General features: G+C 36.0%; 23 protein-coding genes. 11 read left to right on the top strand and 12 right to left on the bottom strand.

Annotation, left to right across the window (positions count from 1 at the left end; translation table 11 throughout):
* Positions 1 to 63 precede the first annotated feature (63 nt).
* From AC07UM_RS18980 to AC07UM_RS18955, 6 genes are all read right to left on the bottom strand, one after another.
* Positions 64 to 2,604, bottom strand: a complete 2,541-nt coding sequence (locus AC07UM_RS18980; protein ID WP_494681600.1) for a YfhO family protein — start codon at positions 2,602 to 2,604, stop codon at positions 64 to 66.
* 31 nt (positions 2,605 to 2,635) lie between these two features.
* A complete protein-coding gene (locus AC07UM_RS18975; RefSeq protein WP_103232921.1) occupies positions 2,636 to 2,866 on the bottom strand; it encodes a hypothetical protein in 231 nt (76 codons plus the stop codon).
* A gap of 58 nt (positions 2,867 to 2,924) precedes the next feature.
* On the bottom strand, positions 2,925 to 3,974 hold the full coding sequence (locus tag AC07UM_RS18970; RefSeq protein ID WP_494681599.1) for a DUF6263 family protein: 1,050 nt from the start codon (positions 3,972 to 3,974) through the stop codon (positions 2,925 to 2,927).
* A gap of 292 nt (positions 3,975 to 4,266) precedes the next feature.
* Complete coding sequence (gene rlmB, locus AC07UM_RS18965; protein WP_494681598.1) at positions 4,267 to 5,025, bottom strand: 23S rRNA (guanosine(2251)-2'-O)-methyltransferase RlmB; 759 nt, start codon at positions 5,023 to 5,025, stop codon at positions 4,267 to 4,269.
* A 112-nt stretch (positions 5,026 to 5,137) separates the two neighbouring features.
* On the bottom strand, positions 5,138 to 5,611 hold the full coding sequence (locus AC07UM_RS18960; protein WP_109737943.1) for a DinB family protein: 474 nt from the start codon (positions 5,609 to 5,611) through the stop codon (positions 5,138 to 5,140).
* A 265-nt stretch (positions 5,612 to 5,876) separates the two neighbouring features.
* Positions 5,877 to 7,211: a peptide-N-glycosidase F-related protein gene (locus AC07UM_RS18955; protein WP_494681597.1), complete on the bottom strand. Its 1,335-nt coding sequence runs from the start codon at positions 7,209 to 7,211 to the stop codon at positions 5,877 to 5,879.
* Positions 7,212 to 7,446: 235 nt separating this feature from the next.
* Here AC07UM_RS18955 and AC07UM_RS18950 point away from each other — a divergent pair, with 235 nt between their 5' ends.
* The 11 genes from AC07UM_RS18950 (at position 7,447) to AC07UM_RS18900 (ending at position 17,820) form a co-directional block, all read left to right on the top strand.
* The gene (locus AC07UM_RS18950; RefSeq protein WP_494681596.1) at positions 7,447 to 8,754 is read left to right on the top strand and encodes a hypothetical protein; all 1,308 of its coding nucleotides are present in this window, start codon (positions 7,447 to 7,449) and stop codon (positions 8,752 to 8,754) included.
* A 288-nt stretch (positions 8,755 to 9,042) separates the two neighbouring features.
* Positions 9,043 to 10,047, top strand: coding sequence for an AAA family ATPase (locus tag AC07UM_RS18945; protein ID WP_103232916.1), 1,005 nt, complete (start codon positions 9,043 to 9,045; stop codon positions 10,045 to 10,047).
* A complete protein-coding gene (locus AC07UM_RS18940; protein ID WP_494681595.1) occupies positions 10,047 to 10,505 on the top strand; it encodes a GNAT family N-acetyltransferase in 459 nt (152 codons plus the stop codon). The genes AC07UM_RS18945 and AC07UM_RS18940 overlap by 1 nt, the downstream gene beginning before the upstream one ends.
* A 66-nt stretch (positions 10,506 to 10,571) precedes the next feature.
* A complete protein-coding gene (locus AC07UM_RS18935; protein WP_109737945.1) occupies positions 10,572 to 11,435 on the top strand; it encodes a DUF58 domain-containing protein in 864 nt (287 codons plus the stop codon).
* Between the two features lie 57 nt (positions 11,436 to 11,492).
* Positions 11,493 to 12,389 (top strand): BatD family protein, encoded by an 897-nt coding sequence (locus AC07UM_RS18930; RefSeq protein ID WP_494681594.1) that lies wholly within the window; start codon positions 11,493 to 11,495, stop codon positions 12,387 to 12,389.
* Positions 12,382 to 13,374 (top strand): VWA domain-containing protein, encoded by a 993-nt coding sequence (locus tag AC07UM_RS18925; RefSeq protein ID WP_494681593.1) that lies wholly within the window; start codon positions 12,382 to 12,384, stop codon positions 13,372 to 13,374. The genes AC07UM_RS18930 and AC07UM_RS18925 overlap by 8 nt, the downstream gene beginning before the upstream one ends.
* Entirely contained in the window at positions 13,374 to 14,381 is a 1,008-nt protein-coding gene (locus tag AC07UM_RS18920; RefSeq protein ID WP_494681592.1) for a vWA domain-containing protein, read from the top strand. Before AC07UM_RS18925 ends, AC07UM_RS18920 begins: the two co-directional genes overlap by 1 nt.
* A gap of 100 nt (positions 14,382 to 14,481) precedes the next feature.
* Positions 14,482 to 15,228: a tetratricopeptide repeat protein gene (locus AC07UM_RS18915; RefSeq protein WP_494681591.1), complete on the top strand. Its 747-nt coding sequence runs from the start codon at positions 14,482 to 14,484 to the stop codon at positions 15,226 to 15,228.
* Entirely contained in the window at positions 15,228 to 16,967 is a 1,740-nt protein-coding gene (locus AC07UM_RS18910) for a BatD family protein (protein ID WP_494681590.1), read from the top strand. Before AC07UM_RS18915 ends, AC07UM_RS18910 begins: the two co-directional genes overlap by 1 nt.
* A 44-nt stretch (positions 16,968 to 17,011) precedes the next feature.
* Positions 17,012 to 17,614 (top strand): MarC family protein, encoded by a 603-nt coding sequence (locus tag AC07UM_RS18905; RefSeq protein ID WP_124533986.1) that lies wholly within the window; start codon positions 17,012 to 17,014, stop codon positions 17,612 to 17,614.
* 5 nt (positions 17,615 to 17,619) lie between these two features.
* Positions 17,620 to 17,820: a hypothetical protein gene (locus tag AC07UM_RS18900; protein ID WP_494681589.1), complete on the top strand. Its 201-nt coding sequence runs from the start codon at positions 17,620 to 17,622 to the stop codon at positions 17,818 to 17,820.
* 325 nt (positions 17,821 to 18,145) lie between these two features.
* On the opposite strand, the gene AC07UM_RS18895 is transcribed toward AC07UM_RS18900, so the two are convergent.
* The 6 genes from AC07UM_RS18895 to AC07UM_RS18870 form a co-directional block, all read right to left on the bottom strand.
* Positions 18,146 to 19,114 carry a chorismate-binding protein gene (locus AC07UM_RS18895; RefSeq protein ID WP_494681588.1) on the bottom strand — a complete coding sequence of 323 codons (969 nt, stop codon included), beginning with the start codon at positions 19,112 to 19,114 and terminating at the stop codon, positions 18,146 to 18,148.
* 23 nt (positions 19,115 to 19,137) lie between these two features.
* Positions 19,138 to 20,013 (bottom strand): hypothetical protein, encoded by an 876-nt coding sequence (locus AC07UM_RS18890; protein WP_494681587.1) that lies wholly within the window; start codon positions 20,011 to 20,013, stop codon positions 19,138 to 19,140.
* Positions 20,014 to 20,026: 13 nt separating this feature from the next.
* A complete protein-coding gene (locus AC07UM_RS18885; protein WP_494681586.1) occupies positions 20,027 to 21,124 on the bottom strand; it encodes an RNA polymerase sigma factor in 1,098 nt (365 codons plus the stop codon).
* A gap of 7 nt (positions 21,125 to 21,131) precedes the next feature.
* A complete protein-coding gene (locus AC07UM_RS18880; protein ID WP_494681585.1) occupies positions 21,132 to 22,184 on the bottom strand; it encodes a hypothetical protein in 1,053 nt (350 codons plus the stop codon).
* Between the two features lie 103 nt (positions 22,185 to 22,287).
* Positions 22,288 to 22,716 (bottom strand): PaaI family thioesterase, encoded by a 429-nt coding sequence (locus AC07UM_RS18875; protein WP_494681584.1) that lies wholly within the window; start codon positions 22,714 to 22,716, stop codon positions 22,288 to 22,290.
* 84 nt (positions 22,717 to 22,800) lie between these two features.
* Complete coding sequence (locus tag AC07UM_RS18870; protein ID WP_494681583.1) at positions 22,801 to 23,388, bottom strand: 1-acyl-sn-glycerol-3-phosphate acyltransferase; 588 nt, start codon at positions 23,386 to 23,388, stop codon at positions 22,801 to 22,803.
* Positions 23,389 to 23,552: the final 164 nt, after the last annotated feature.

Genomic DNA, 23,552 nt, shown 5'->3' with positions numbered 1-23,552 from the left:
GAAGAATCTCATTCTATCTCTTCATTCAGAATGAAAATGCGTAATATTATTAAGCTTAAATATTTAAGCTTTTTGTTCAGCTACAATTTCTTTTTTCTTGTTTTTGTTGATCCAGAAGATACCAAACGCAGATAACAGGATAAATAATCCGAATGAAAGTAGAGAAAGCCATTTTCCTTTTTCAATCACTTCTGGTTCAAAAACCATTCTGATGTGGTGATTTCCTGCCGGAACATGCACTGCACGAAGTAAGTAATCTGCTTTGATGTATGGAACTTCTTTCTCATCCACTAATACTTTCCATCCATGAGGATAATAAACTTCAGAGAACACGGCCAATTGAGGGGTCTTCGACTGAGATTTAAACTCAAGTTCATTAGGCTGATATTTCGTCAGGTTAATAAATGCTGTAGAATCTGCCTGTACTGGTTTGTTATCAAAATAGGATTTATCAGATGATGCGATAACCGCTGTTTTTTTGTTGTCGATAGTTCCGATAGATTTAATTTCCTGATTAGGAGTATCTACAAATTTCAAGTCGCTTACAAACCATGCGTTTCCATTGGCTTTTGGATTAGGAACAACCTGTGGCTGATCAGGACCTCCGAAAACCAGATATTTAGCATTTAATAAGTTTAATACATTAGGTGTTTTTACACTGTCAACATTGTTGATATACTCATTCAGTACATCATCGTATCTTCTTAATTTTACAGCGTGGTAACCACCAATTGAAGCCTTAAAATAAGAGGTATTGGTTTCACTGGTTACGCCCAGCGTCTGATTGTAAATTCTGTAGTGAGTTTTGTCTTTTTCAGTGATTGTTTCCAATGTTTTGTTGATGTTGACATTGGATAAAATAGATTCCAGGTTCGGATTTCCCTGAACTTTTTCAGCCAGAAGATCTGAGCTTTCTGTCTGGAAAGGATTTTCAGCAAAGATCTTATCTACGTAGTTTTCGTCATTCAAATAACGCTTGTTTACCGTCCAAAGATCAAATAAACTTACGACTCCGATGATGACCAAAGCAATATTCTGATTAAGCTTTTTCTTTAAGGTTAAGAATAATGCTGCTGCAGTAATCGCTATATAAATAAATGCTTTTATCGCATCTATTCTGAATAGTTTATATCTTTCATCTACCAGATAATCGAGTAGGAAAGGAGGGAAGTAAGTCTTTTCGCCTTCTGTCGAAAACCCTAATAATGATTTTCCAAAGATCAAAAGAATCAATAAAAACCCTAATGTTCCACCTCCTACATAAAGAAGGATTTTTTGTTTGTATTCTTCAGTCAGTTTCTCATCTGTGAAGAAGTTGTACAATCCCAGAATGGCAATCAATGGGAATAGTAATTCTACCACGACTAAGATGGAAGACGGTGCTCTGAATTTATTATAGAACGGAACATAATCAATAAAGAAATCAGATAAAGGCATGAAATTGCTTCCCCAAGCTAATAAAATAGTCAGGATAGAAGCTCCTAAAATCCAGTAACGGTATTTCTTCGATGCAAAGAAAAATCCTAATAAAGCAAGGAAACATACAATAGCACCCTGGTAAGCAGGACCTGAAGTTCCCGGTTGGTCTCCCCAGTAAGTCATTCCGCCGAAACCTTTTGAAATTCTGTCCATTTCAGCCTGTGAGCCTACATTTTCCTGAACCAGTTCCTGAACTTTGTTCATCATTTCTTTTCCTTCCGGCTCCTGGCTTCCACCACCCATTAATCTTGGGATAAATAGGTTTAAAGTTTCCAGCTGTCCATAGCTCCACATCAGCATACTTTCCTTATCCATTCCGGATTTTCCGGAAGTATGACTGTCGTTATCTAAAATCTGCTTTCCGCGAACCGTTTCTTTTACATATTCAGAATTGGCCATGATTCTTTGCGAATTCATTCCAACGCCAATAATGCATGCTGCCGCGATAATTCCCGAAGAAATAAGGAAATGCTTCATCGGTGTCTTTTTCAGAATGGCTCTGATCAATTCAGACAGGAATAAAAATCCTAAAGCAAGGAACAGGTAATAGGTCATCTGTGGGTGGTTGGCTGCGATCTGAAGCCCCATAAAAAGGGTCGTCACAATGAATCCCCAGATGTATTTTTTTCTGATATAAACCAGTAAAATTCCGGCTAACAGCGGAGCAAAATATTCAATGGTATTTACCTTACCATTATGCCCGGCTGCGATAATAATGTAAAAATAGGTCGAAAGTCCAAAGAAAGTAGCTCCTAGAAGAGCATATTTCCAGTTTCTGACTACTACCATTCCCAAAAGGAAAAAACCTGCAAAAAGCAGGAAGAGATAATTGACCGGCCTTGGCAGGAAATTCAGATTGCTGTCGATTTTTTTGATGATGTCCCCTTTAAACTGGCTTCCCATCTGATAAGTCGGCATTCCCCCGAACATGGAGTCACTCCAATACGTTTCATTTCCGGTATTGGCTCTATAGTCGAGCAATTCTTTAGCTCCTCCTCTGTATTGCACAATATCATGCTGGAAAAGTTGTTTTCCTGTAAATACAGGAGTGGAATATAAAAATGCTAAAACTATAAATACTCCTAATGAAATTGCAATATAAAGGAAGTTTTTGTTTTTTGCCATGCTGGTTATTATCTTTTATTTCTTGGAATTTTTACCTTTTGTCATTACTCTCTTTCACCTCTTCATAGTCTACAGTCTCTGCATCCCATTTAAGGTTCTGTTTGTTATTCTTATTCGAGTCGTCTATATCCTGCTTTCCGTTGTTTTGATTATTGTTATTAAAACGGTAACTATAAAATGTCTTGAAGAAGATTCTTTTGAGAATATTCCAGACAAAGAAAATAATAATGGCAGTGAGTACTAACTCAAGAATGTACTTCATAATTTTTAGATTTAAAATTCAGGGTTTAGAGTATAAACCCTGAATGTATTTACTTTAATTATTTAGCAGATGGGTTTACCATTACCGAAGAATTAGAAACGCTTTTCATAGATTGAGACTGCTTTCCATCTGAAATAGTTTCTACCTGTGTTGTTTTTACGTTGATATTCTGGTTGGTAATCCATCCTGTGCTTTCGTCAAACTTAATGGTTCCGTTCTGAACCAGTTCGCTGCTCATGCTGTGTGTAATCGGTCCCTGAGCTTTCTTTTCTGTTTTCTTAGGAATACCCCCGGTTACCGCAATTTCTGCGGTTCCGTTTCCTAAGCTTTTCATGACATAGTTGGATGTCACCTTAACGCTTCCGCTTGCGTCTGCATTTTCAGAAGTTGACCATTTTTCACCTATTTTCACTCCTTTTTTAGGAATAATCATCAGGTTTTTGTGGAATTGATCTTTCAATACTTTTTCGTTGAATGATCCTTTAAGGCTTGCTACAACATTCGCCTTTTCATTGGCATCTTTGATAAGAGTACCTACTGCGGTACCTACTTTTGTATAAACAGCATCAAATCCTGTGATAGAAATTACGTTACCTTTTGTATCCATTTTCATGGCAAGTTTGTTTCCGGTAAGCGCTTTGTTTACATTCCAGATCATTTTAAGATCATCTTCTTTAGGAAGAGGCAGTTTAGTATCTACAACTACGGTCTTTCCCTGTGCAGCCTGAGAATTTCTTTTTGCAACAAGGTTAAGAGTCATCTCGTATACATTCCCTTTGATATCGTCCACTACAAAGTTCATTTCATCTGTAGACTCACTGGTTGCAGTGATGGATTTTCCCTGAGGATCTGTCATTGTTTTTACATCTCTCTGGTACGTTGTAAGAGGATATGTTTTTCCTTTTTCAAGCTTAAATGTTTGAGTGATAACTCCTGCAGAATCTTTGATTGCCGGGTTTTCTGCAACTTTTGCTACAGAGTCAGCAGGAACTTCTACGGTTACCGTTTTTCCGGTTTTAGGGTCTACTTTCGTTATTTTTGCCGTTTCTTTTTTACAAGATACCAGAGCTATTGATGAGATAAGCGCAAGCGCTGCAATGTTCTTCATTTGATTTTTAACTTTATTTTTTACTACTATTCCTTACTATATGGTCCGCAATATTATACAGCTTTTCCCATAACAAGTCAATAACTGTGCAGAATTTGTACCAATAATGATTGGGTCCGTTTTCAAGGGTTTCTCATATCAACTTTTAGAGGTCGGAAATTTTGATATTCCGATTTCTGTTGTTCCGTAATTGTAGGAATAACTTTTACCATCCTGTTGCTTTATTTTTTGTCTGTACATTCAGTGTACATATAGCAAAAAACAATGGTAAAAGTGATTGTATGCTCATGGTTTAAGGATTCGGTGCTACGGTCATTTTCTGTCTTACCGCTTCATACAAAATCGCTCCACATGCTACAGAAACATTCAGAGATTGAGTTTTTCCTTCGATAGGAAGTTTTATTTTTTCGTCCGAATGATGCAGTACTTCTTTAGAAATTCCGGTTTCCTCATTTCCCATTACAATGGCACATGGTTCTGTGAAGCTGACATCATAAATCAGCTTCTCCGCTTTTTCACTGGCTGCATATACGGAAATTCCGCTCTGCTGAAGAAAATCTACCGTGTGTGCAAGGTTATTTTCTTTACAGATTTTAATATTATAAATTCCTCCTGCAGAAGTCTTTATCGCGTCAGAATTGATAGGAGCAGCTCCTTTTTCCGGAATAATAATAGCATCAATTCCTACACATTCTGCAGTTCTGCAAATTGCTCCAAAGTTTCTTACATCGGTAAGTCTGTCCAGAATCAAAAGAAACGGCGTTTTCCCTTGTTCAAATAATTGTGGAACAATATCCTCCACTTTATGAAATGGTACATCTGAAATAAAGGCTACTACACCCTGGTGGTTCTTTCTTGTAAAACGGTTAAGTTTTTCAATCGGAACATAGTTAGGACGGATTTTATTTTTCGCTAAAATTGTCTTTAGTTCAGCATAAATAGGACCCTGAAGTGCATTTTGCACAAAGACCTTGTCAATCGTTTTCCCTGCTTCAATTGCTTCAATCACGGGACGCAGCCCGAAAATGAAATCGTCTTTTTTATCTGTCATTTTATTATTTTAAATAGTGAGTTGTAAAATGTCAATCTAACCTTATCAATCCATTTTGGTTGATAAAATCAGATTTTATTATCATTGACTGGCGAAGTAAAATTCACATCAACTATCTTCCTTTTTCTCCTAGAATCGCTCTTTTTTGTGCGATCACATACCCATAATGAAGGCTTTCATGCATGTTGTTGAAGATAATCGCATCCTGAATGCTTTTCAGATCCATTCCGAAACTCGTGGTATAAGGCGTGTAGTCTGAGAAGAAATCGCTGTCATAATCTTTCATCAGAATCTTCGAAGTTTCTGTAAGCAAAAACTCTAAATCTTCCACTTCGGATTTCTGAACATCCAGGTTGGGTAGAGTTCCCTTTTTGTAAGTTTCGATCCAGTATTTATCAATACGGAAAGGGTTTCCGCTCAGGTAATAATGCAGAAGCTGCTGTGTAGCAACGGTGTGTGCAATATTCCAGTAAAGATTATTATTGAAACCATCCGGAATCAAAAGCAGATCTTCATGAGAGGTGTTTCGAAGTACATCCAAAAGGTTCTTTCTTACCTGTCTGTGCGCTTGAAAATGATAATTCATTTTGCAAAATTTTTAATCACCAAAAATAGTTTAATAAACTGGAAATGACAATTTTTTTGAGTAAAGGATTAAAGTTAAAGTTTTTTAACTATTCCGTAAAAGGGTGTTTTTATGCTATTTTATGACAGATTTTTATTGATATGATGGTGCTTTTGCATTTGATTTTACAAAACAGCTAAAATAAATCCTCATGAAAACCCTCCTCTGAAAAGATTCAGGGAAGGCTTTATTATTTTCATGCCAATCTGTGATTTTGCAGATTTTTTTATTTTTTAATGATTTTATGCCTAAATGCGGTTCCGTCTTTTAGAATAATATGTAAGAAATAAACCCCTTTGTTGTATTGGGATACATTTATTTGATTCTCTCTGTAAGTTTCAGCAAGCTTTCTTCCTTCTATGTTGAAGAGGCTTATTGAGGCAACATCTATTTTTGATTTTACATGAACAAAGTCAGAAGCAGGATTAGGATATATGCTCACATCTATTGTTTTGATATCTTTTACATCCAAAATCACATTGCTTTTACTCTGCATGTATACGGATAACATGACATCTCCTTGTTGTTGGTTGAAAACCGCTGTTGGTATTGTGTGTTTCAGGGTATGGTTACCCGCAGTCAGGTTTGATACTGTAAATTCTCTGATAGGAACAGAGTTTCCGGGGCACCAGTTATTCCATGAGGTCCAGTCTGCGAAGGTTTTAGGAGAGGGACCATAGATTCCGTTACCCTGACTATTGTATACCCGGTATGGTTCGCAGGAAATACCTCCAGGAGTGTAAGTGAGTACCTGCGCATCATCTATATAGGTGTAATTTTGTCTTCTGACATATTCTTCACCGCCGCTGTTGGCACCATGAGGAGTTGATATTACAAAGAAACGAGCGTTGGTGACCGGAGCAGGTAGATTGAAAGTAACTATTCTAACGGTTTCTCCGCTAACATCGGTGCTGTTGTAGTTGTTTAATTTGTTATAGCTTAGTATGGGTACAATAGTATTGAAATCTGTAGGGGTTGCCCCTATGTCTGTTGAGAAAAAAGTAAGAGTTCCCGAAAAGACATCAATTCTGCCCGAGCAGCCGGAAACCTGAGTCTGGGCAGCATAAGGAACACCAAAAACATCCAACTCCATATATATATCATAGGCGCTGCGCAATCCGGTATCATGAAAAACACTGTATAAATTGCTGACATCATAGGTATAAGGAACTTCCGACGGAGTTCGGTTTTTATTCATAAATGGAGTGATATATCTGCCTACTTCAATTCTTTTTACATTAGGGTCGTTGATGGTGTAAGTAGATTGATTTTTAGGAACCATAGTTAAAAAAACTTCCCCAAGACGGTCATAATTGTCACATAAAGAACCTATTGTTACTCTCATAGCAATCTTTGCTTTGAAAGAATCAAGTTCAGAATCGGTAAGTTTTCTTGTATATCGGGCATTATTCAGTCTGGTCAAACCAGTAGGAGCAGGGGTAGATACCGTAGCAGCATAACCGTCATAGTAGACAGCATCTGAAATCACATTCGTCATTGTGGTCTGTGAGAAAAACAGATTTGTCAGAAAAATACTTAAAAAAAATAGCTTTCTATACATTGTGTTGGTATTTAGTGTAAATATATAAAATATGTATAAAAAATACATTTAATTATTTTTGTTTTTATTATTTAAGTTTATTTGTTGTTAAATGTTTAAAAAATAAATCATATTATGTTATTTTGTTTAAAAATATTATTCAGTATTTGCTTATATGGTTGAATATTTTTTTTATTATTAAAATCGGTATTTTATTGTTAATTTAGCGTATTATTCCATGTTAATGTTATTAATAATGAAAAGAATTTTACTTTTAGTTTTGTTTTTTATCGTTTTGGGAGTGAGTGCCCAGATCAATATAAATATCGGAAGCACCAATGTAGGTACAGCACCTGTGAGTAGTTTTTTTTCGTATTCCTATGTACAGCAGATATACCCTAAGCAGGAAATAAATACTAATGCAGCAGGAAACATTACAGGGCTTACCTTTTATACTGATCCCTCTTCAACAATTACAGAGTCTTCGAATTGGACTGTTTATCTGGGGCATACTTCAAAAACAGCTTTCTCTTCCGGTACAGACTGGATTCCTGTTTCGCAGTTGACACAAGTATTTACAGGAAGTGTAATCCAAAGTAATAATAAGGTTCAAGTTGTCTTTACAATACCCTTTGCTTACAATAATATTGATAATCTGGTGATTGCAGTAAAAGAGAGTGCTCCGAATATTGATATTAATAATTTTAATGAGGCTTTTCATGTTTATACTCATGTGCCGTACTCAACCTTATATTATAAAGGAGATCGGGCAGTCGTAGATCCAGCGTCTCCACCGGGTGGAATAAGAGCGGATTATAAATCATCAATTACAATTTCAGGACTTGTATCCAGTATGAATCCTGCCTGTCCTTTTATTATTTATCCTACGAATAATACTCAGAACGTTTCTCTGACTCCTACTATCAGCTGGCTTCCTGTATCTGGAGCAGATTCTTACAAAATTTCGTTGGGAACAAGTCCGGGAAGTGCTAATGTTGTTAACCAGCAAACTGTAACCGGGAATAATTTTTCACCCTCAACAGCTCTATTAACGGGAGTCACTTATTATTTGAAAATAACCTCCGTCTCGTCCAATATGGAATCTTCCGGCTGTACGGAATTTATTTTTAAAACTGTTCCTCCGATACCTGCTAATGATACTTGTTCTGGAGCTTTTATGGTATCTGCTTTTCCTTACAGCTATACGCAGGATGATGCTATCTCTACCACTAATAATGCAGGCAATATAAGCGTATGTACCAATAGTTCGGATACCGGAATGAATGACGGAACATGGTTTAAGTTTGTTGGAGACGGTAGTCAGTATACCATTAAAGTCACAATGCCCTCGGGAAGTGCTTTTGACCCTCAAATAGGAGTATATGGTGGAAGCTGCAGTAATCTGCTGTGTGTGGATACCGTAGATAATGCTGGAGGTGGAGGTGCGGAAACCCTTACCATTACCACTGCATCAGGAACTGAATATTTTATCAATGTGGGGGCTTATGATGATACTACAGATGCACCTGAAAATACTTTTACCATTACCATAACTAAACTTTAGTATCTGGGTGATACCCATTTTTCAATGTGTTTAAAATTATAAGCTAAAATGTTGTGAAAGTAGTTTTACAGCATTTTTTATGAGTGATGTTAAAGAGATTCTAAACGATCCGAATGAAAATAACAACCGTATTACAGCTGTTTTTTTTAATGGAAAAATCAAACTGTATAGTTCTTAATGTCTTACCAGTTCTGGAATATTTAACAAACTTTAACTCAAAAATGGCATTTATTATGTTGATTAATGCAAGTATTTATCAGAAATTTACCACTTATTTTAAATCAAGCTATGTCAGAGATATATCAAGCTGAAGATATCCGCCAATTGACGGAAAAGATAAAGGAAAAAAATTACTTATTTTCTCTTCTGAAACAGGAAATCAACAAAGTTATTATTGGGCAGGAATACATGGTAGACCGTCTTCTGGTAGGGCTTTTGGGGAATGGTCACGTTCTTCTTGAAGGGGTGCCGGGATTGGCAAAAACTCTTGCGATAAAAACATTGGCAGATGCTGTTCATGGCGAGTTTTCCAGGATTCAGTTTACCCCGGATTTGCTTCCTGCAGACGTTGTAGGAACAATGATCTACAGTATCAAAGACAATGATTTTTCCATAAAAAAAGGACCTGTATTCGCGAACTTTGTCTTGGCGGATGAGATCAACCGTGCGCCGGCAAAAGTACAGTCGGCTCTTCTGGAGGTAATGCAGGAAAAGCAGGTGACCATTGGTGATGAAACTATGAAGCTTCCAAAGCCGTTCCTGGTATTGGCAACACAAAACCCGATTGATCAGGAAGGAACCTATCTGCTGCCTGAGGCACAGAGTGACCGTTTTATGCTGAAATGTACCATAGATTATCCCTCTTTCGAAGATGAAAGACAGGTAATGAGAATGGTTTCCACTTCACATCAGCCAACAGTAAAACCTGTGATTTCTCTTCAGGATATTATAGATGCTAAAGAATTGATCAACCAGATTTATCTGGACGAGAAAATTGAAAAATATATACTGGATATGGTGTTTGCAACACGTTATCCGGAAAACTATGGTCTTTCTGAACTTAAAAATTATATCAGTTTCGGAGCTTCTCCAAGAGCTTCTATCAACCTTGCTATTGCTTCAAGAGCATATGCGTTCTTAAAAGGAAGAGCTTTTGTGGTTCCTGAAGATGTAAAAGCATTGGCAAAAGATGTATTGAGACACAGAATGGGCTTAACTTTTGAAGCTGAGGCTGAAGAAATTTCAACAGAAGAAATTATCAATAGAATTTTAGCAAAAATACAGGCACCATAATGAGTGAAGTAATAATCAGAAAAGCAGTTCAGGAGGACTGCGCTTCCATGCTGGATTTAATCAGGGAATTGGCCGAATATGAAAAAGCACTGCATGAAGTCACTGTAACATTAGATGAGTTTACAGATGACGGTTTCGGGGTTTCTCCGGTATGGGGAGCTTTTGTAGCCGAATTCAATGGTGAAATAGTAGGAATATCGCTGTATTATGACAGATATTCTACATGGAAAGGAAGAAGATTGTATCTTGAAGATCTCGTGGTAACAGAAAGATTGAGAGGAAAGCAGATCGGAAAGAAATTATTTGATGCCACCTTAGAATATGGTAAGTCAAATAATTATAACGGTATGGTGTTTCAGGTATTAAACTGGAATGAGCCCGCTATCAATTTTTATAAAAAATACAGTCCAAAGTTTGATAATGAATGGTTGAATGTATCCATTGAGCTTAAAGGGTAAATTGTACAGAATCTTGTAACTAAACCTTGAACCTCAAACGTTGAACTTTAAACCTTAAACTTGTCTATGCAGATAAAAGATATTGTAAAAAGAGTAAAGCAGATTGAAATCCGTACCAGAAAAAAGACGGAGGCTGCTTTGATGGGGCAATATCACAGTGCCTTCAAAGGGCAGGGAATGACTTTTTCTGAAGTTCGTCCGTACCAGTTTGGAGATGAGATCAGAAGGATCGACTGGAATAAAACGGCACGTTTCCGTGAACCGTTTGTAAAAGTAATGGAAGAGGAAAGAGAGCTGACAATGATGATTCTTGTTGATATTTCTGCTTCCATGGATTATGGTACAAAAGTTCAGCTGAAAAGAGAATATGTAGCCGAAATTGCCGCAAGCTTAGGATTTTCCGCAGCAGGAAATAATGATAAAGTAGGATTGATCCTGTTTGCGGATAAAGTATATAAAGTAATTCCCCCTCAAAAGGGAAGAAAGCATATTCTTTCGATCATCAGTAATATTCTGACTGCCGATTATGTTCCGGCAGAATCTAAAATAGATAAAGCTCTGGAGTATATGATGGGGATTTTTAAAAGAAAATCATTGGTTTTTCTGTTGTCAGATTTTGAAGACACCTATGATTCAAAAATGCTGAGAGTAGCATCAAAGAAACACCAGCTGTTGGGGATGAGGATCTATGATGAAAAAGACAATGAGATTCCGGATGTAGGATATGCCCGTCTATATGATGTGGAAACCGGAAAGGAGATCTGGGCCAATACTTCCAGCGCAAGATGGAGATATACCTTTGCGGAAGCTCAGAAACAAAAACTGAGAGCCTTGGAAGAAGATTTTGCCAACAGCTCTGCAAGTTTTATGAATATTGATACCGGGTCAGATTATTCAAAATTATTGTATAATTACTTTCAGAAAAAATAACATCGGGCTTAGCTCGTAACTAAAAAACATGAGGCAGCTGCCTTTATTATTTTAACATTGAGAAAAATACTTTTAATATTATCTTTTCTGATCTGTGCGAATGTTTTTTCACAGATATTATCCTCTAATGTAGAAAAGCAAACCCTTGCTCTGGGAGAAATCAATCATCTTACGATAAAGATTGATAATCTTAATGAACAGCAGGTAACTTCAGCTCCAAAAAATGAACTGCTTCCTTTTCACTTTGAAGAAACTAAGGACAGTATCGGACAAAATCAGAATTCTTATGAAAGAAAGATCGAATTTTCTGTTTTTGAGGAAGGGAAGTTTACTATTCCTGAGCTGGAATTCAAAGTAGGAGATAAAATACTTAAGACAATTCCTTACGAAATAGAGGTCATCAATACGGCTCAAAAATCAGATCAGATCAATGACATCATGAACAATAAGGATGTGAAACTTGAAGCCAAGGATTATTGGGAGCTTTATAAGTTTTATATTCTTGCGGCATTGGCAGCGGTGGCTCTCATAATTGCCATTATCATGTTTGTGAAATGGGGCAGAAAATCCAAAAGTTCTCCCGTGGTTGCGACCAATCAGACATTGAAAGAGCTGGATTCCCTTAAAAAGAAAAAATATATCGAAGGAGGAAACTTCCGTTCATTTTATGTTGAACTGATTGATATTTCCAGAAACTTTATCACAAAACAATATCATCTTCCGGCAGATGTACTTCTTACCGATGACCTTATTGATGTCATGAAAAAGAATAATACCATTTCGCAGGACAATGAGAAAGTAATAGAAGATGTATTCCTGAGAGGAGATCTGGTAAAATTTGCCAAGACTTTCCCGGATCAGGATACGATGGAGAAAGACTTTGCCAATATCAGGGATTTTGTGAAAAGATCATCTAAAGATTTAGAATTTGAAAACTTAAGAAAGGATGTTTAATTTTGAGTTTTACAGTCCATGGTTTTTATTGCTTTTTCTGCTGTTTATCCCACTTCTAATTAAAGATGCTGGGAGACGCAAAAGAAAAGGGATAAAAGTTCCTACGACAAAAAATATGGAGCACAGCGGTGGTATCCAGGGGGTACTTTTTTTACTGAAAATCTCAAAGTATATCATTCTTTTTGCTTTGATCATCGCTATGGCCAGGCCAAGAACATTTACCATTTCTCAGGACAGAGATGATACAAAAGGAGTAGATATTATGTTGTCTATTGACGTTTCTTTGAGTATGCTGGCTAAAGATCTTAATCCGGACAGAATTACTGCATTAAAAGATATTGCTGTAAAATTTGTCCAGAAACGTCCGAACGATAGAATAGGTGTTGTAGCTTATGCTGCAGAAGCTTTCACAAAAGTTCCTGTGACTTCAGATCATCAGGTCGTCATTGATGAGATTAAAAATCTGAATTCTGCCGGTCTTGAACCTGGAACAGCTATTGGAGAAGGACTTTCCGTTGCGGTGAATCATTTGGTTAAAAGCAAAGCGAAAAGTAAGGTAGTCATCCTGATGACAGATGGAGTAAGCAATATTCAGAATGCTATTCCTCCGCAGGTAGCTGCTGAACTTGCGAAAAATAATAATATAAAAGTGTATTCAATCGGGATCGGAACCAACGGTTATGCCCTGATGCCAACCTCACAGGATATTTTTGGAGATCTTATCTTTACAGAAACTGAGGTTGCCATTGATGAAAATACATTGAAAGAAATTGCACAGACTACCGGAGGGAAGTATTTCAGAGCTACCTCAAACAGCAGTCTGGAAGAAGTATATAATGAGATCAATCAACTGGAAAAATCTGATGTGAAAGTTTCCAAACTTTACAATTATGAAGAATATTTTAAGATATTCCTTTGGATTGCTTTAGGAATGTTGGTATTTGATGCATTATTGAGATGGGTGTTTTATAAAATTTTAAGCTGATGAGTTGGTCTTTAGGAAATTATTGGTATTTACTTTTACTGTTGCTTCTGCCGCTGTTAGCTTCCTTTCTGATCCGTTTTTTTAAATGGAGAAATAAAAAAAGAGAAATTTTTGCAGCCAGCCGGTTTCATGATAATTTATTTGACAAGAGCTCGGGATTTACGAAGTTTTTCCCTGCTTTATATTTGATAGGAACATTATTTCTGATATTTGCTATCATTGACCTTCTGAATGGTTCGGAGGAGGTGAAGAGTACTCAGAAACTGAATAATGTGATCTTTATGCTGGATGTATCCAACTCTATGAATGCGGAAGATATCGATCCAAGCCGTCTTACTGAGGCTAAGAATCTGATGATAGCTACCATGAAGAAAATGAATAATGATAAGATCGGTATTGTCATCTTTGCCGGGAACGGAATATCTATCATGCCCCTGACGACTGATTATAATACTGCAGAGACTTATATCAGCGGTATTGAAACCAGTTCGATGCAGATTCAGGGAACCGATTTTCTGAAAGGGATGCAGGCAGCAGCTGAGAAATTTAAAAATGTAAGCAAAGGATCCAGAAAAGTTATATTGCTGAGTGATGGTGAAGATAATGAAGGAAATGACAATGCAGCAATAAGACTAGCCAATAAGGAAGGAATAAGTATTACTTCTGTAGGCATTGGTACTGATGAAGGGGCTCCGGTTCCGGAATATGTTTTTGGCCAGCTGATGGGATATAAATCAGATGTAAACGGAGGAACGGTCATTTCAAAAAGACAGACGGAAGCTTTAAAGAAAATGGCAGAATCTACGGAAGGTACTTATATTGACGGAAATAACATCAATGAAGCCCCGGACAGGATTGTAGATGCTATCAGCAAGAAGTCTGCCGGGGCTGTAACATTGGTGAAATCTCAGAATGCCAATCATTATTATCAATATTTTCTAGGAGTATCTATTCTGTTCTTCTTTTTAATTTATATTTTTAATCCTAAAAAAGATTTTAATGTGTAGTTTTTCCCTCATTTATAGAAGAAATTCTACAAGTACTTTAACCGAATTTTAACAAATAAAACTCTGTTTCTTAACATATAAAGGAATAATTTTGCAAGTGATGAATACTAAAATCATATTTTTATCGTTTATTGTTGCCATCTCACTCTCAGGCTTTTTGTTTGGGCAGGAAAACTACAGAAATTTAGTTCATGAAGGCAATCAGAAATTTGACGGTAAAGATTATGACGGAGCCTCCTCAAAATACATGGAAGCGATAAAATCTAATGATAAAGATTTTACCGCTCATTATAATATGGGGAATGCTTTGTATAAAAGCAAAAAATACGAAGAGGCAAAGGCAGAGTTTGAAAAAGCAGAAAAGCTTTCACAGACACTTCCTGATAAGATGGCCGCTCTTCATAATCTAGGGAATGCATATATGCAGATGAACCAGCCGGAAAAAGCCGCTGATTATTATAAAAAGGCATTGAAGCAGGATCCTTACAGTGAGGCGACCAGAAAAAATTATGAGATTGCCAAGCTGAAAGAGAAAGAAAAAGAACAACAAAAACAAGAACAAAATAACTCAGGAAAAGGCGGCGGTGGAAATGATCAGAACAAAGGTGATGATCAGAGCAAAGGCGACAAAGACAAAAAGCAAGATCAGGGTAATGGTCCACAAAACGAAGGTAAAAGCGACCAAGGTGACAGCCCTAAGCAGAATCAAAAGAATGAAGGCAGAATGCCAAAGAATCTTGAAAATGCGATCTTAGATAAAATAAACGAAAAAGAAAAAGAAACTGCCAGAAGAATTTTGAACAAAAATTCTTATTCGATGCCTGAAAGCAACGAGAAAGATTGGTGATGCAACACAAATTGATTTACATATTGCTTACTCTGGCATCCGTAATTACTTACGGACAGGTAAATCTTACTCTGGATGCTGATAAATCTGAATATACAGGAAAAGATATCGTAAATCTTACCATCGTTCTTGAACTTAACGGAACTGACCTTGTACAGCAGACAGGTTTTCAGATGCCGGATCTTTCAAAATTTAATATTATAGGAAGTGGATCTGTTACCAATACGGTGATTGATCCCGCTACCAATACTTTAATTACTCAAAAAATATCCAGAATTGCTCTTGAACCTAAGAAAAAAGGGAAAATAAAAATAGGCTCAGTTCTGGTTACGGTCAATAATAAAATCTACAAAACAGAACCTTTTGATGTCAATATCCGTGATATTGTTGACAAAAGATCACTGGCTGCCAATACATCCAATGATGTCTATCTGAATATGGAGATCGAAGACAGGGAAGTGTATCAGGATCAGCCTACCATTGCTGTTCTTAGAGTATATTCAAGAAGTATGGATAACCTGAGAAAGGTAAAGAATATCCATCTTCCACAGCAGGATAATATCAATGTACATCCTATCAATTTTGATAAGTCTGAAATAGATCCGTCCGGATATGGAAATATGCCTTCACAGGTATTGGCCATGTTTATGGTATTTCCAAATGAAGCAGGTTATGTAGAAGTTCCGGGGGTGTCAGCCTCTGTAAGCACCTATTCTAACAAATCTAAGATTGTTTCCAATAAAGTAAAAATCAATGTAAGAAGACTTCCGGAAGGAGCGCCAGAATGTTTTAAAAATGCTGTTGGAAACTTTAATGTAAATGTATATAATGCTTCCAAAGAAAAACCGGAAGCCAAGAAACCATTGAATGTTGTAGTGAAAGTTTCAGGAGAAGGTAACCTGCCGGATATGAAACTTCCTAAAATTGCTGCATCTCCGGACTATGAGGTTTTTGCTCCGAAAATTACCTCTAAAATTTCTCCGGGAACGACAGGAATGAAAGGAGAGATTCTGGCGAACTATGTTATTATTCCGAACAAATCCGGAACGATAGCTATTAAAACTGAACAATTTGCTTTCTTTGATCCTGAAAATAAAGAATATGTAGATCTGGGACAAAAAACATTGGATCTGAATGCATTTTCTCATGATCAGATCCTGGAAGCCCGCTCTACAGTAGAAAAGGTAAACGAGTATACCAATAATCTTTTGGAAACGGTAAATACTCCGGTTTTAAAAACAACGTCGTTTAAAGTAAAAGAGAAAAGTAAATTCCACTGGAATGTTCTTTTAATCAATATTGCGATTCTGTTAAGCTTATTTGTTGCTTATCTGTTATTTAAAAATTGGCAAAAAAAACGCACATTAGTTAGGGAAACTGCACCGGCAAAACCTTTAGGTTCAGTAGCTGAAACAGAAAAACAGATCAGAGAATTGCTGAAAACAGATATCAATGATTACTTTGGATATCTGGAAAATCTTAAGGATAATGGGGAGTATGAAAAGTTCTTTATCACATTGGAAGAATTGGATGAGGAAGTAAGAAGCCAGTATTTCCAAGGCTCTTCAGCGGAGTTTAAGACTTTTCTTGAAAAGCACAATGGGTCTTCAGTGGCTGAAGAATACAGCAAACTTCAGCAAAGAGTTCAAATGGAAAAATATAATCCTGTGAAATCTACTGATGCTCTTGAAGAACTTTTGAAAACAATTGTTAATTTATATTCACAAATTAGCAAATAGTCAGTTTATTTTCATATTTTTGCGAAATTTTTAATTACAAAGAGATGGAAATTTTTGATGGTTTTTCTTTTAAAGAGATCGTTACCAGCTTTATGGTTCTTTTTGCCGTGATCGATATTATCGGTTCGGTGCCTATTATCGTAAGCCTTCAGCAGAAGTTTGGAAAGATTGAAGCTGGGAAGGCATCAATCACTGCAGGTGCTATTATGATCGTTTTCCTTTTCGTAGGAAATAAGATCCTTAAACTTATTGGGGTGGATGTAAATTCCTTTGCAATTGCCGGAGCTTTTGTGATTTTTATCATAGCCCTGGAGATGATTTTAGGAATTGAAATTAATAAAACAACCGAAGCAAAGGCTGCATCTATTGTACCCATCGCATTTCCGCTAGTAGCAGGTGCCGGAACTTTAACGACGGCATTGTCTCTTAGAGCTGAATTCCATGATATTAATATTATCTTCGGAATTATTCTTAACACAATTTTCGTATATTTGGTGCTGAAATCAGCGAAATGGTTGGAGAGCAAAATCGGGGATGCTACTTTGATGATCCTCCAGAAAGTTTTCGGAATTATCCTTTTGGCAATTTCAATTAAATTATTCACCGCAAATTTTGCACAGTTGGTGCAGAATTATATTAATTTTTAAGAGTCATGAAGAAGTTTTATAAAGTATTTTTAGTACTATTTATTGTATTCATCGCCATCAATCTTTATGCGATCAACTGGCAAGCGACAGATATCTTAGGAGATGAAGATAACATTAGGTTTGCATTCTCAGCTGGAGCTGCTGCAATAGGCCTTATCCTGCTTTTTGTAATGGATACCTGGAGCAGAATCGGTGTAAGGAAATAATTGAATATTTCATTATAGATATAGAACCTCTTTCGTTTTGAAGGAGGTTTTTGTTTTATTAGGTGGAAGGTAATAGAGATTAGGTAATAGGGATTAGGTAATAGAGATTAGGCTGTTATAAATACAATTTGGTTTTTTATATTCAATAGGAGCGGGCTTTAGCTCGTTCAAAAAAATGTAAAACTTTAATGGCTTCAGCCAAAACCTATATAGTAAGCAAAATTCACAAAGGTGTTATGAATGGCTTTAAAATCATTCATGGGGGCACTTAGCAAAAAAAATTTAGGCAAACATCCGTGAAAATCTGCGGGAAAATCCTCAGACACTAAGAAATAACCAGATTTTTCAATATCGCCTCAGACTTCAGTTCCGTTTCCTTCCATTCTTTTTCAGGGCTGCTTTGCGCTGTTATTCCACCTCCTACAAAAACATGTACAGCGTCTTTATAAAGCCTGGCACAACGAAGATTCACAAAATATAAAATACTCTCTTCAGTTTCGACCTTACTATAACCCGCATAGAACTCACGGGGAAATTTCTCGTATTTACAGATGTTTTCATTACAAAAATCTTTAGGGATACCGCAGACTGCCGGAGTAGGGTGAAGGTCCTGAATAATTCTGTCAAGATCCTCTGGTTGAATGGTCGTTTTAAAATCGGTTCTTAAATGCTTAATATTTCCGGAAATATGGTCATAGGTTTCCGATTGCTGTACCTTATCAGAATAATTTTTTAGAATGTCCTGAATATAACTGGTGACCGGTTTTTGTTCTTCAATTTCTTTTTCAGACCATTCTTCCAACACAGGAAGAGTTCCTGCCAGCGCCATCGTTTCAAACTCATGGGTTGTTTTATTGAATTTTCCTAATACTTCTGAGAAAGCTCCCATCCATGCGTTTTCTCCGTCATTGAAGAGGTATCTGAAAGCATTCGGGTAAGATTTACATACATTATTAAAACTCTCTTTACAATCAATGATCGTAAAGTCTGTGAAAATTTTTCTTCTTGAATAAACCAGCTTAGGGAGGTTGTTTTCTTTAATCACTTCAATGACTTCCTGTAATGTTTTACAGTATTCTTCCCTGGTTTCGGCGACACTGTCGGTCGGGGCAATAATGAATGTTTCGTTTGTGATCGAAGTACGATCAAATTCAGATGGATCAATTTCAACAATATCTCCATTGAAGTAAATATGATCTAAGCCATTATAAGAATGAAATTCGACCGCATTTTTTATGTTTTTTTCATCCGCAGACAATAGTCTTTCGTCGAAAGGAAGTTTGAAATAAATCATGAGTTATGAAGGGATTTTGAAAATTAACTACCGGAAATAATATAGGAAATTCCAAAGTTGATTTTCCTTTCTGCAAAGGTATTATTAGTCTTAAAAATGTCAAAATTAAAATCATTGTTTTTTAGTCTTATATTCTTCATTTTGTATTCTTGATATTCTAAGGACAACATGAATCTTTTGAGAAACAGATACTGAAGCCCCAAAGAAAAGCCAAAATTAATCTGAGTGGATTTAAAATCATCCAGTTTGCTTAGTACTTTATCTTCAGGGACTAAAAACTGCATTTTGTAATTGTTTTTATTGGCAAGAAATCCTATAAATGGACGGATATTATTCCATTCATAAAGTAATTTTAATTGTACATCATATTCAAAATGCTTGTTGTTGAATTTCTGGAAGAGCAGGGGCTGCTGATCCTGTGAAAAATAAAACCCGTTCAGCCATGTATCTTCTTTATTAGCGTTCAGATCAAAAGTGGAATTCCAATGGTAAAGATGGGTGGATAGCATTAAAGAAAATCTTTTATAAACAGATTTTGAAGCCCAGAAACCAGCATAGAACCCTGATTGGTACTTGTTTTTGGAAAAATTGTTTACCCATGCTCCTTTTTTCAGGCCGGTTCCGATTTCTCCCCCAAACTGAAACTTCTTGGGTGCATTTACTGTTTCTCCTTTGACTTTATCTATAAAAAAACCGATTTTATTGATTTCCATATCCTGGATTTTTGAAAGGTTTACAGAAAGTCCAATGGGCTTTACTTTTATAGCTTTTTCCAGATAGATTGTATCATAAACAATTACCTTTTCGTATACATACAGTGTATCTGTTTTTTTTCTTTGTGCACTGAATACATGTAGAGTGGCAAGGAATACAATAAAAACTAATTTTCTAAACAACATAATGGGCAATAATTTATCTTTCAATGTATATGGTATCTCTCTGAATTATTTTCTTTACTACAATAACCTTTTGAGGAGCAGGATCTCCTGACATACTGTCTTTTATTGAGAGATACTGTTTTTTTGGTTTTATGCTGCTCGTTTTTTCTTCAGGGATCTCTTTCTTTTCAAAGAATGTTTTTCCTTCTCTTGTGTTCCTTTCGTTTTGAGCGGATTTGGTAGCTGAATAGGAATTGGTATGATCATTATTTTCTTTCTTATTCTCTATTGTTTCTCTACTTTCAGTAGAGATGCTGTTTCTGAAAAAGCTACTGCTTTGCGGGCGGAACATAAAAACAGAACTTATGAGAATGAAGAACAGAATAACTCCTCCTCCTATCACAGCACCGTTTTTGCGGCTAAACTGAGCATTTAATGAAATGCCAGAGCGTTGAGGAATAATAGATTCCGGGATTTGTAATGTTTTAGAAGGTGTTATTGTGAAATCTGAGAATTTACTTCTGAAAGACTGTGCCCATAATAAACCTGCAAAGCCAAGGAAAATAAGCAGTTGGGTAACTTTATTTTTATTTTTCGGAGTGTCCGGATTTACAACTTTATTGAGCAAGTAGTTCTGCACTGTTTTTTTTGCTCTTGAAAGATGAGATTTTGAAGTATTCACAGAAATTCCCAATTGGTTTGCAATTTCAGCATGAGAATAATTCTCAATAAAGTATAAATTAAATACTGACTTATGATGGGAAGGAAGACTGTCTATAGAGGACAGAAGTTCTTCCCGCGTAAAATCATAGGCAAGAACATGGCTTTTTTCTTCGTTGTTGTCGTTCATAGCAAATGATGCTTCAGGTATTTCTGAAGGTTCTGTTGTTATAAAAACGTTTTTACTGGCTTTCCGTAGGTATTGTAATGCATTGTTGATAACAATTTTTTTGAGCCAGGCAAAAAGTAATGTTTTATCCTTCAGTTGATGGATGTTCTGGATTGCTGTGATAAAACTGTCCTGAAGAATATCTTCTGCGGTTGAAATATCCTGTATATACCTACGGCAAATCCCCAGAAGTTTTGGGGAGTATGCACTGTAGATTTTTTGCCAGTCATTGGTCTTTATCATCAAATTTTTAATTTTTGACAACAAAAATAGAGTTGAAACAACCTCTCATTATATTTGGAAGGCTCAATGTTTCCACATCATTAATGTAGAACTTTACTGCTTTCTGATCAATATTAAGTTTTGAAATATAGATGTTCTGATCCTTTACTGCAAACTGGCTAATAATATTGAATCCGTTTGGATGATTCATCTGAACGAGCGTATTATTTTTGTAATAAAAATCTTTCCCTACAAAGTATTTATCAGAGTTTTCGAAATATATTTTCTTTATACCACTTTGGATAATATTGGCAGGAACCTGAATATCACTGCCTGAGGTTATATTTTTAACAAAGGAGATATCTTCGGAGTTCTCTGCATTTCTTATCAGCATATAAAACTGGGATGAATTGGAAGGGTCATTGATAAAACTATAGGGTAAAAAACTATTGGTATTGGTAAGAAGATGGTATGTCCCATTTTTATAATAGCCTAAATCCCATGTCGGAGTTGTGGAATAAGTAAAATTTTTGCGTACAGCTACATACACATCATTATTGAAAATTTTTATGCCACCACCCATCATAATCGGACTATTTGTTCCATATGATTCTAAAACAGTTTTTACTCCATTTTTCCAATAACAATATTGGTAAATATCCTGTGAAGAAGTAGGGGTAGGATTGGTTATTGATCCTGCAAAATAAATATCTCCATTATGTACTATCATTTGTTCAAAAATGAAATAATTACTTCCGGGTGTTATATTTAAATATTGGGCAACATTATGTTTTACTCCGTTTTTCCAGAAATATAATTCATATTCCTGATTTATTTTCTGAATATTAGTTCCCAAGAGGTAAACATCATTATTGTCTACAGTAATTTGAATACCCATCAGGTTTTCTCCTCCCTGTACAAAAGTTTGCTGTCCATTTTTCCAATAGCAGGCTTTAAATTCATCTACACCGCCCACATAAACTTCATAGGAAGCTGTTTTTTCTACCAGCTCCCGATCTTCATTATTGCAGGAAACACAGAATAGCAGTACAGCTAAAAAAGTTAAGATTTGAATTTTCATGGTTATTAGTTTCTTATAGGATGCAAAAAAATAAAAAGGTTGCAGTAATTATATAAAAAAAGCTCAAAAAAATTGAGCCTATTATTTTTATGTTTTTTCCAACCTATTTATGAATAATATTATTCGTCATTGTTGTATGATTGATCAAAACACCTTTTTCGTCCCGGATTTCAATTTCTGAAACGTGCATGGATTTTCCTTTTCTGATAAAACGCGCGGTAGCCGTTACAATACCATCTTTTTTGCTTCTTAGATGATTGGAATTGATATTGGTTCCTACTCCGTAATATTTTTCGCCGTCAATAAAGATATTAGACAGGCTTGACCCTAAGGTTTCAGCCAAAACACAACTTGCTCCTCCGTGCATAATTCCAAACGGCTGATGTGTTCTTGGAAGAACAGGCATCGTGGCGGTAAGGGTTTCATTTTCAAGATCAATATCGATGAATTGTATTTCAAGGGTTTTGGCAAGTGTTACATCTCCCCAGTTATTGATGAATGCTAATATTTCTTCTTTTGTCTGACCTTTCATTTTTTATAATTGATAAATGATGATTAATTTTGCTTCTAGCTTCTAGCTTCTAGCTTCTAGCTTCTAGCTTCTAGCTTCTAGCTTCTATTCGGTTCCGGTTCCCATGATATTAGGATTCCAGTTTTCGGGAACTTTAGGGACAATGTCATTTTTTATATAATAGTCCTGAATTTCCTTCATAATTTCTGAAAAAGGAACGGAAGCTATTCTTTCGTAAGGAATAGTATAGCCAAGGTAAACAATGTTCCTTTTGAAATCACCTGCTGCCAGTACAATAGGAACTTTTGCAGCGAGGGCCATATGATAAAATCCTTTTCTCCATTTCGGAACCCAGCTTCTAGTTCCTTCCGGGGTAATAACAAGACTGAAATCTTCCTTAGAAAACTGGTTGGCGACAAAATTCACCAGATCATTTTTCTGGGTTCTGTCTATACCAATACCGCCAAGACCTTTTACGATACTTCCGTACCAGGCTTTGGTATGGGCATCTTTTATGATAATTTTTAAAGGTTTCTCTAAAGACCAATAGGCGAAATTCCCTAAAATGTATTCCATATTATGAGTATGTGGTGCTACCACAAGGATGCATCTGTTCAGGTTGTTGACATCGCCTTGTAAAACGACCTTCCAACCTAATATTTTTAACATTGCTTTACCTATTAGCTTTTTCATAGATTTCTTGGATTAAAAACAAAAAAGTATAACCAAATTTTGGTTATACTTTACAAATATATTGAAATATTATCGCTCTTAAAACAAACCGCTAATTAAATCTACGATTTTCATTACGAATTCCATTGCAAATTGTATCATGATAAGGCTGTGTTTTTGGTTGA

The organism is Chryseobacterium sp. GW821-FHT04C04, from assembly GCF_059420365.1.
This window is presented reverse-complemented; position numbering and strand designations above follow the sequence as displayed.

What these genes read in the sequence shown, in the direction of transcription:
- AC07UM_RS18980 (WP_494681600.1), bottom strand. Translation starts at nt 2,604, where the DNA reads ATGGCAAAAAACAAAAACTTCCTTTATATTGCAATTTCATTAGGAGTA.
- AC07UM_RS18975 (WP_103232921.1), bottom strand. Translation starts at nt 2,866, where the DNA reads ATGAAGTACATTCTTGAGTTAGTACTCACTGCCATTATTATTTTCTTT.
- AC07UM_RS18970 (WP_494681599.1), bottom strand. Translation starts at nt 3,974, where the DNA reads ATGAAGAACATTGCAGCGCTTGCGCTTATCTCATCAATAGCTCTGGTA.
- rlmB (WP_494681598.1), bottom strand. Translation starts at nt 5,025, where the DNA reads ATGACAGATAAAAAAGACGATTTCATTTTCGGGCTGCGTCCCGTGATT.
- AC07UM_RS18960 (WP_109737943.1), bottom strand. Translation starts at nt 5,611, where the DNA reads ATGAATTATCATTTTCAAGCGCACAGACAGGTAAGAAAGAACCTTTTG.
- AC07UM_RS18955 (WP_494681597.1), bottom strand. Translation starts at nt 7,211, where the DNA reads ATGTATAGAAAGCTATTTTTTTTAAGTATTTTTCTGACAAATCTGTTT.
- AC07UM_RS18950 (WP_494681596.1), top strand. Translation starts at nt 7,447, where the DNA reads ATGAAAAGAATTTTACTTTTAGTTTTGTTTTTTATCGTTTTGGGAGTG.
- AC07UM_RS18945 (WP_103232916.1), top strand. Translation starts at nt 9,043, where the DNA reads ATGTCAGAGATATATCAAGCTGAAGATATCCGCCAATTGACGGAAAAG.
- AC07UM_RS18940 (WP_494681595.1), top strand. Translation starts at nt 10,047, where the DNA reads ATGAGTGAAGTAATAATCAGAAAAGCAGTTCAGGAGGACTGCGCTTCC.
- AC07UM_RS18935 (WP_109737945.1), top strand. Translation starts at nt 10,572, where the DNA reads ATGCAGATAAAAGATATTGTAAAAAGAGTAAAGCAGATTGAAATCCGT.
- AC07UM_RS18925 (WP_494681593.1), top strand. Translation starts at nt 12,382, where the DNA reads ATGTTTAATTTTGAGTTTTACAGTCCATGGTTTTTATTGCTTTTTCTG.
- AC07UM_RS18920 (WP_494681592.1), top strand. Translation starts at nt 13,374, where the DNA reads ATGAGTTGGTCTTTAGGAAATTATTGGTATTTACTTTTACTGTTGCTT.
- AC07UM_RS18915 (WP_494681591.1), top strand. Translation starts at nt 14,482, where the DNA reads ATGAATACTAAAATCATATTTTTATCGTTTATTGTTGCCATCTCACTC.
- AC07UM_RS18910 (WP_494681590.1), top strand. Translation starts at nt 15,228, where the DNA reads ATGCAACACAAATTGATTTACATATTGCTTACTCTGGCATCCGTAATT.
- AC07UM_RS18905 (WP_124533986.1), top strand. Translation starts at nt 17,012, where the DNA reads ATGGAAATTTTTGATGGTTTTTCTTTTAAAGAGATCGTTACCAGCTTT.
- AC07UM_RS18900 (WP_494681589.1), top strand. Translation starts at nt 17,620, where the DNA reads ATGAAGAAGTTTTATAAAGTATTTTTAGTACTATTTATTGTATTCATC.
- AC07UM_RS18895 (WP_494681588.1), bottom strand. Translation starts at nt 19,114, where the DNA reads ATGATTTATTTCAAACTTCCTTTCGACGAAAGACTATTGTCTGCGGAT.
- AC07UM_RS18890 (WP_494681587.1), bottom strand. Translation starts at nt 20,013, where the DNA reads ATGTTGTTTAGAAAATTAGTTTTTATTGTATTCCTTGCCACTCTACAT.
- AC07UM_RS18885 (WP_494681586.1), bottom strand. Translation starts at nt 21,124, where the DNA reads ATGATAAAGACCAATGACTGGCAAAAAATCTACAGTGCATACTCCCCA.
- AC07UM_RS18880 (WP_494681585.1), bottom strand. Translation starts at nt 22,184, where the DNA reads ATGAAAATTCAAATCTTAACTTTTTTAGCTGTACTGCTATTCTGTGTT.
- AC07UM_RS18875 (WP_494681584.1), bottom strand. Translation starts at nt 22,716, where the DNA reads ATGAAAGGTCAGACAAAAGAAGAAATATTAGCATTCATCAATAACTGG.
- AC07UM_RS18870 (WP_494681583.1), bottom strand. Translation starts at nt 23,388, where the DNA reads ATGAAAAAGCTAATAGGTAAAGCAATGTTAAAAATATTAGGTTGGAAG.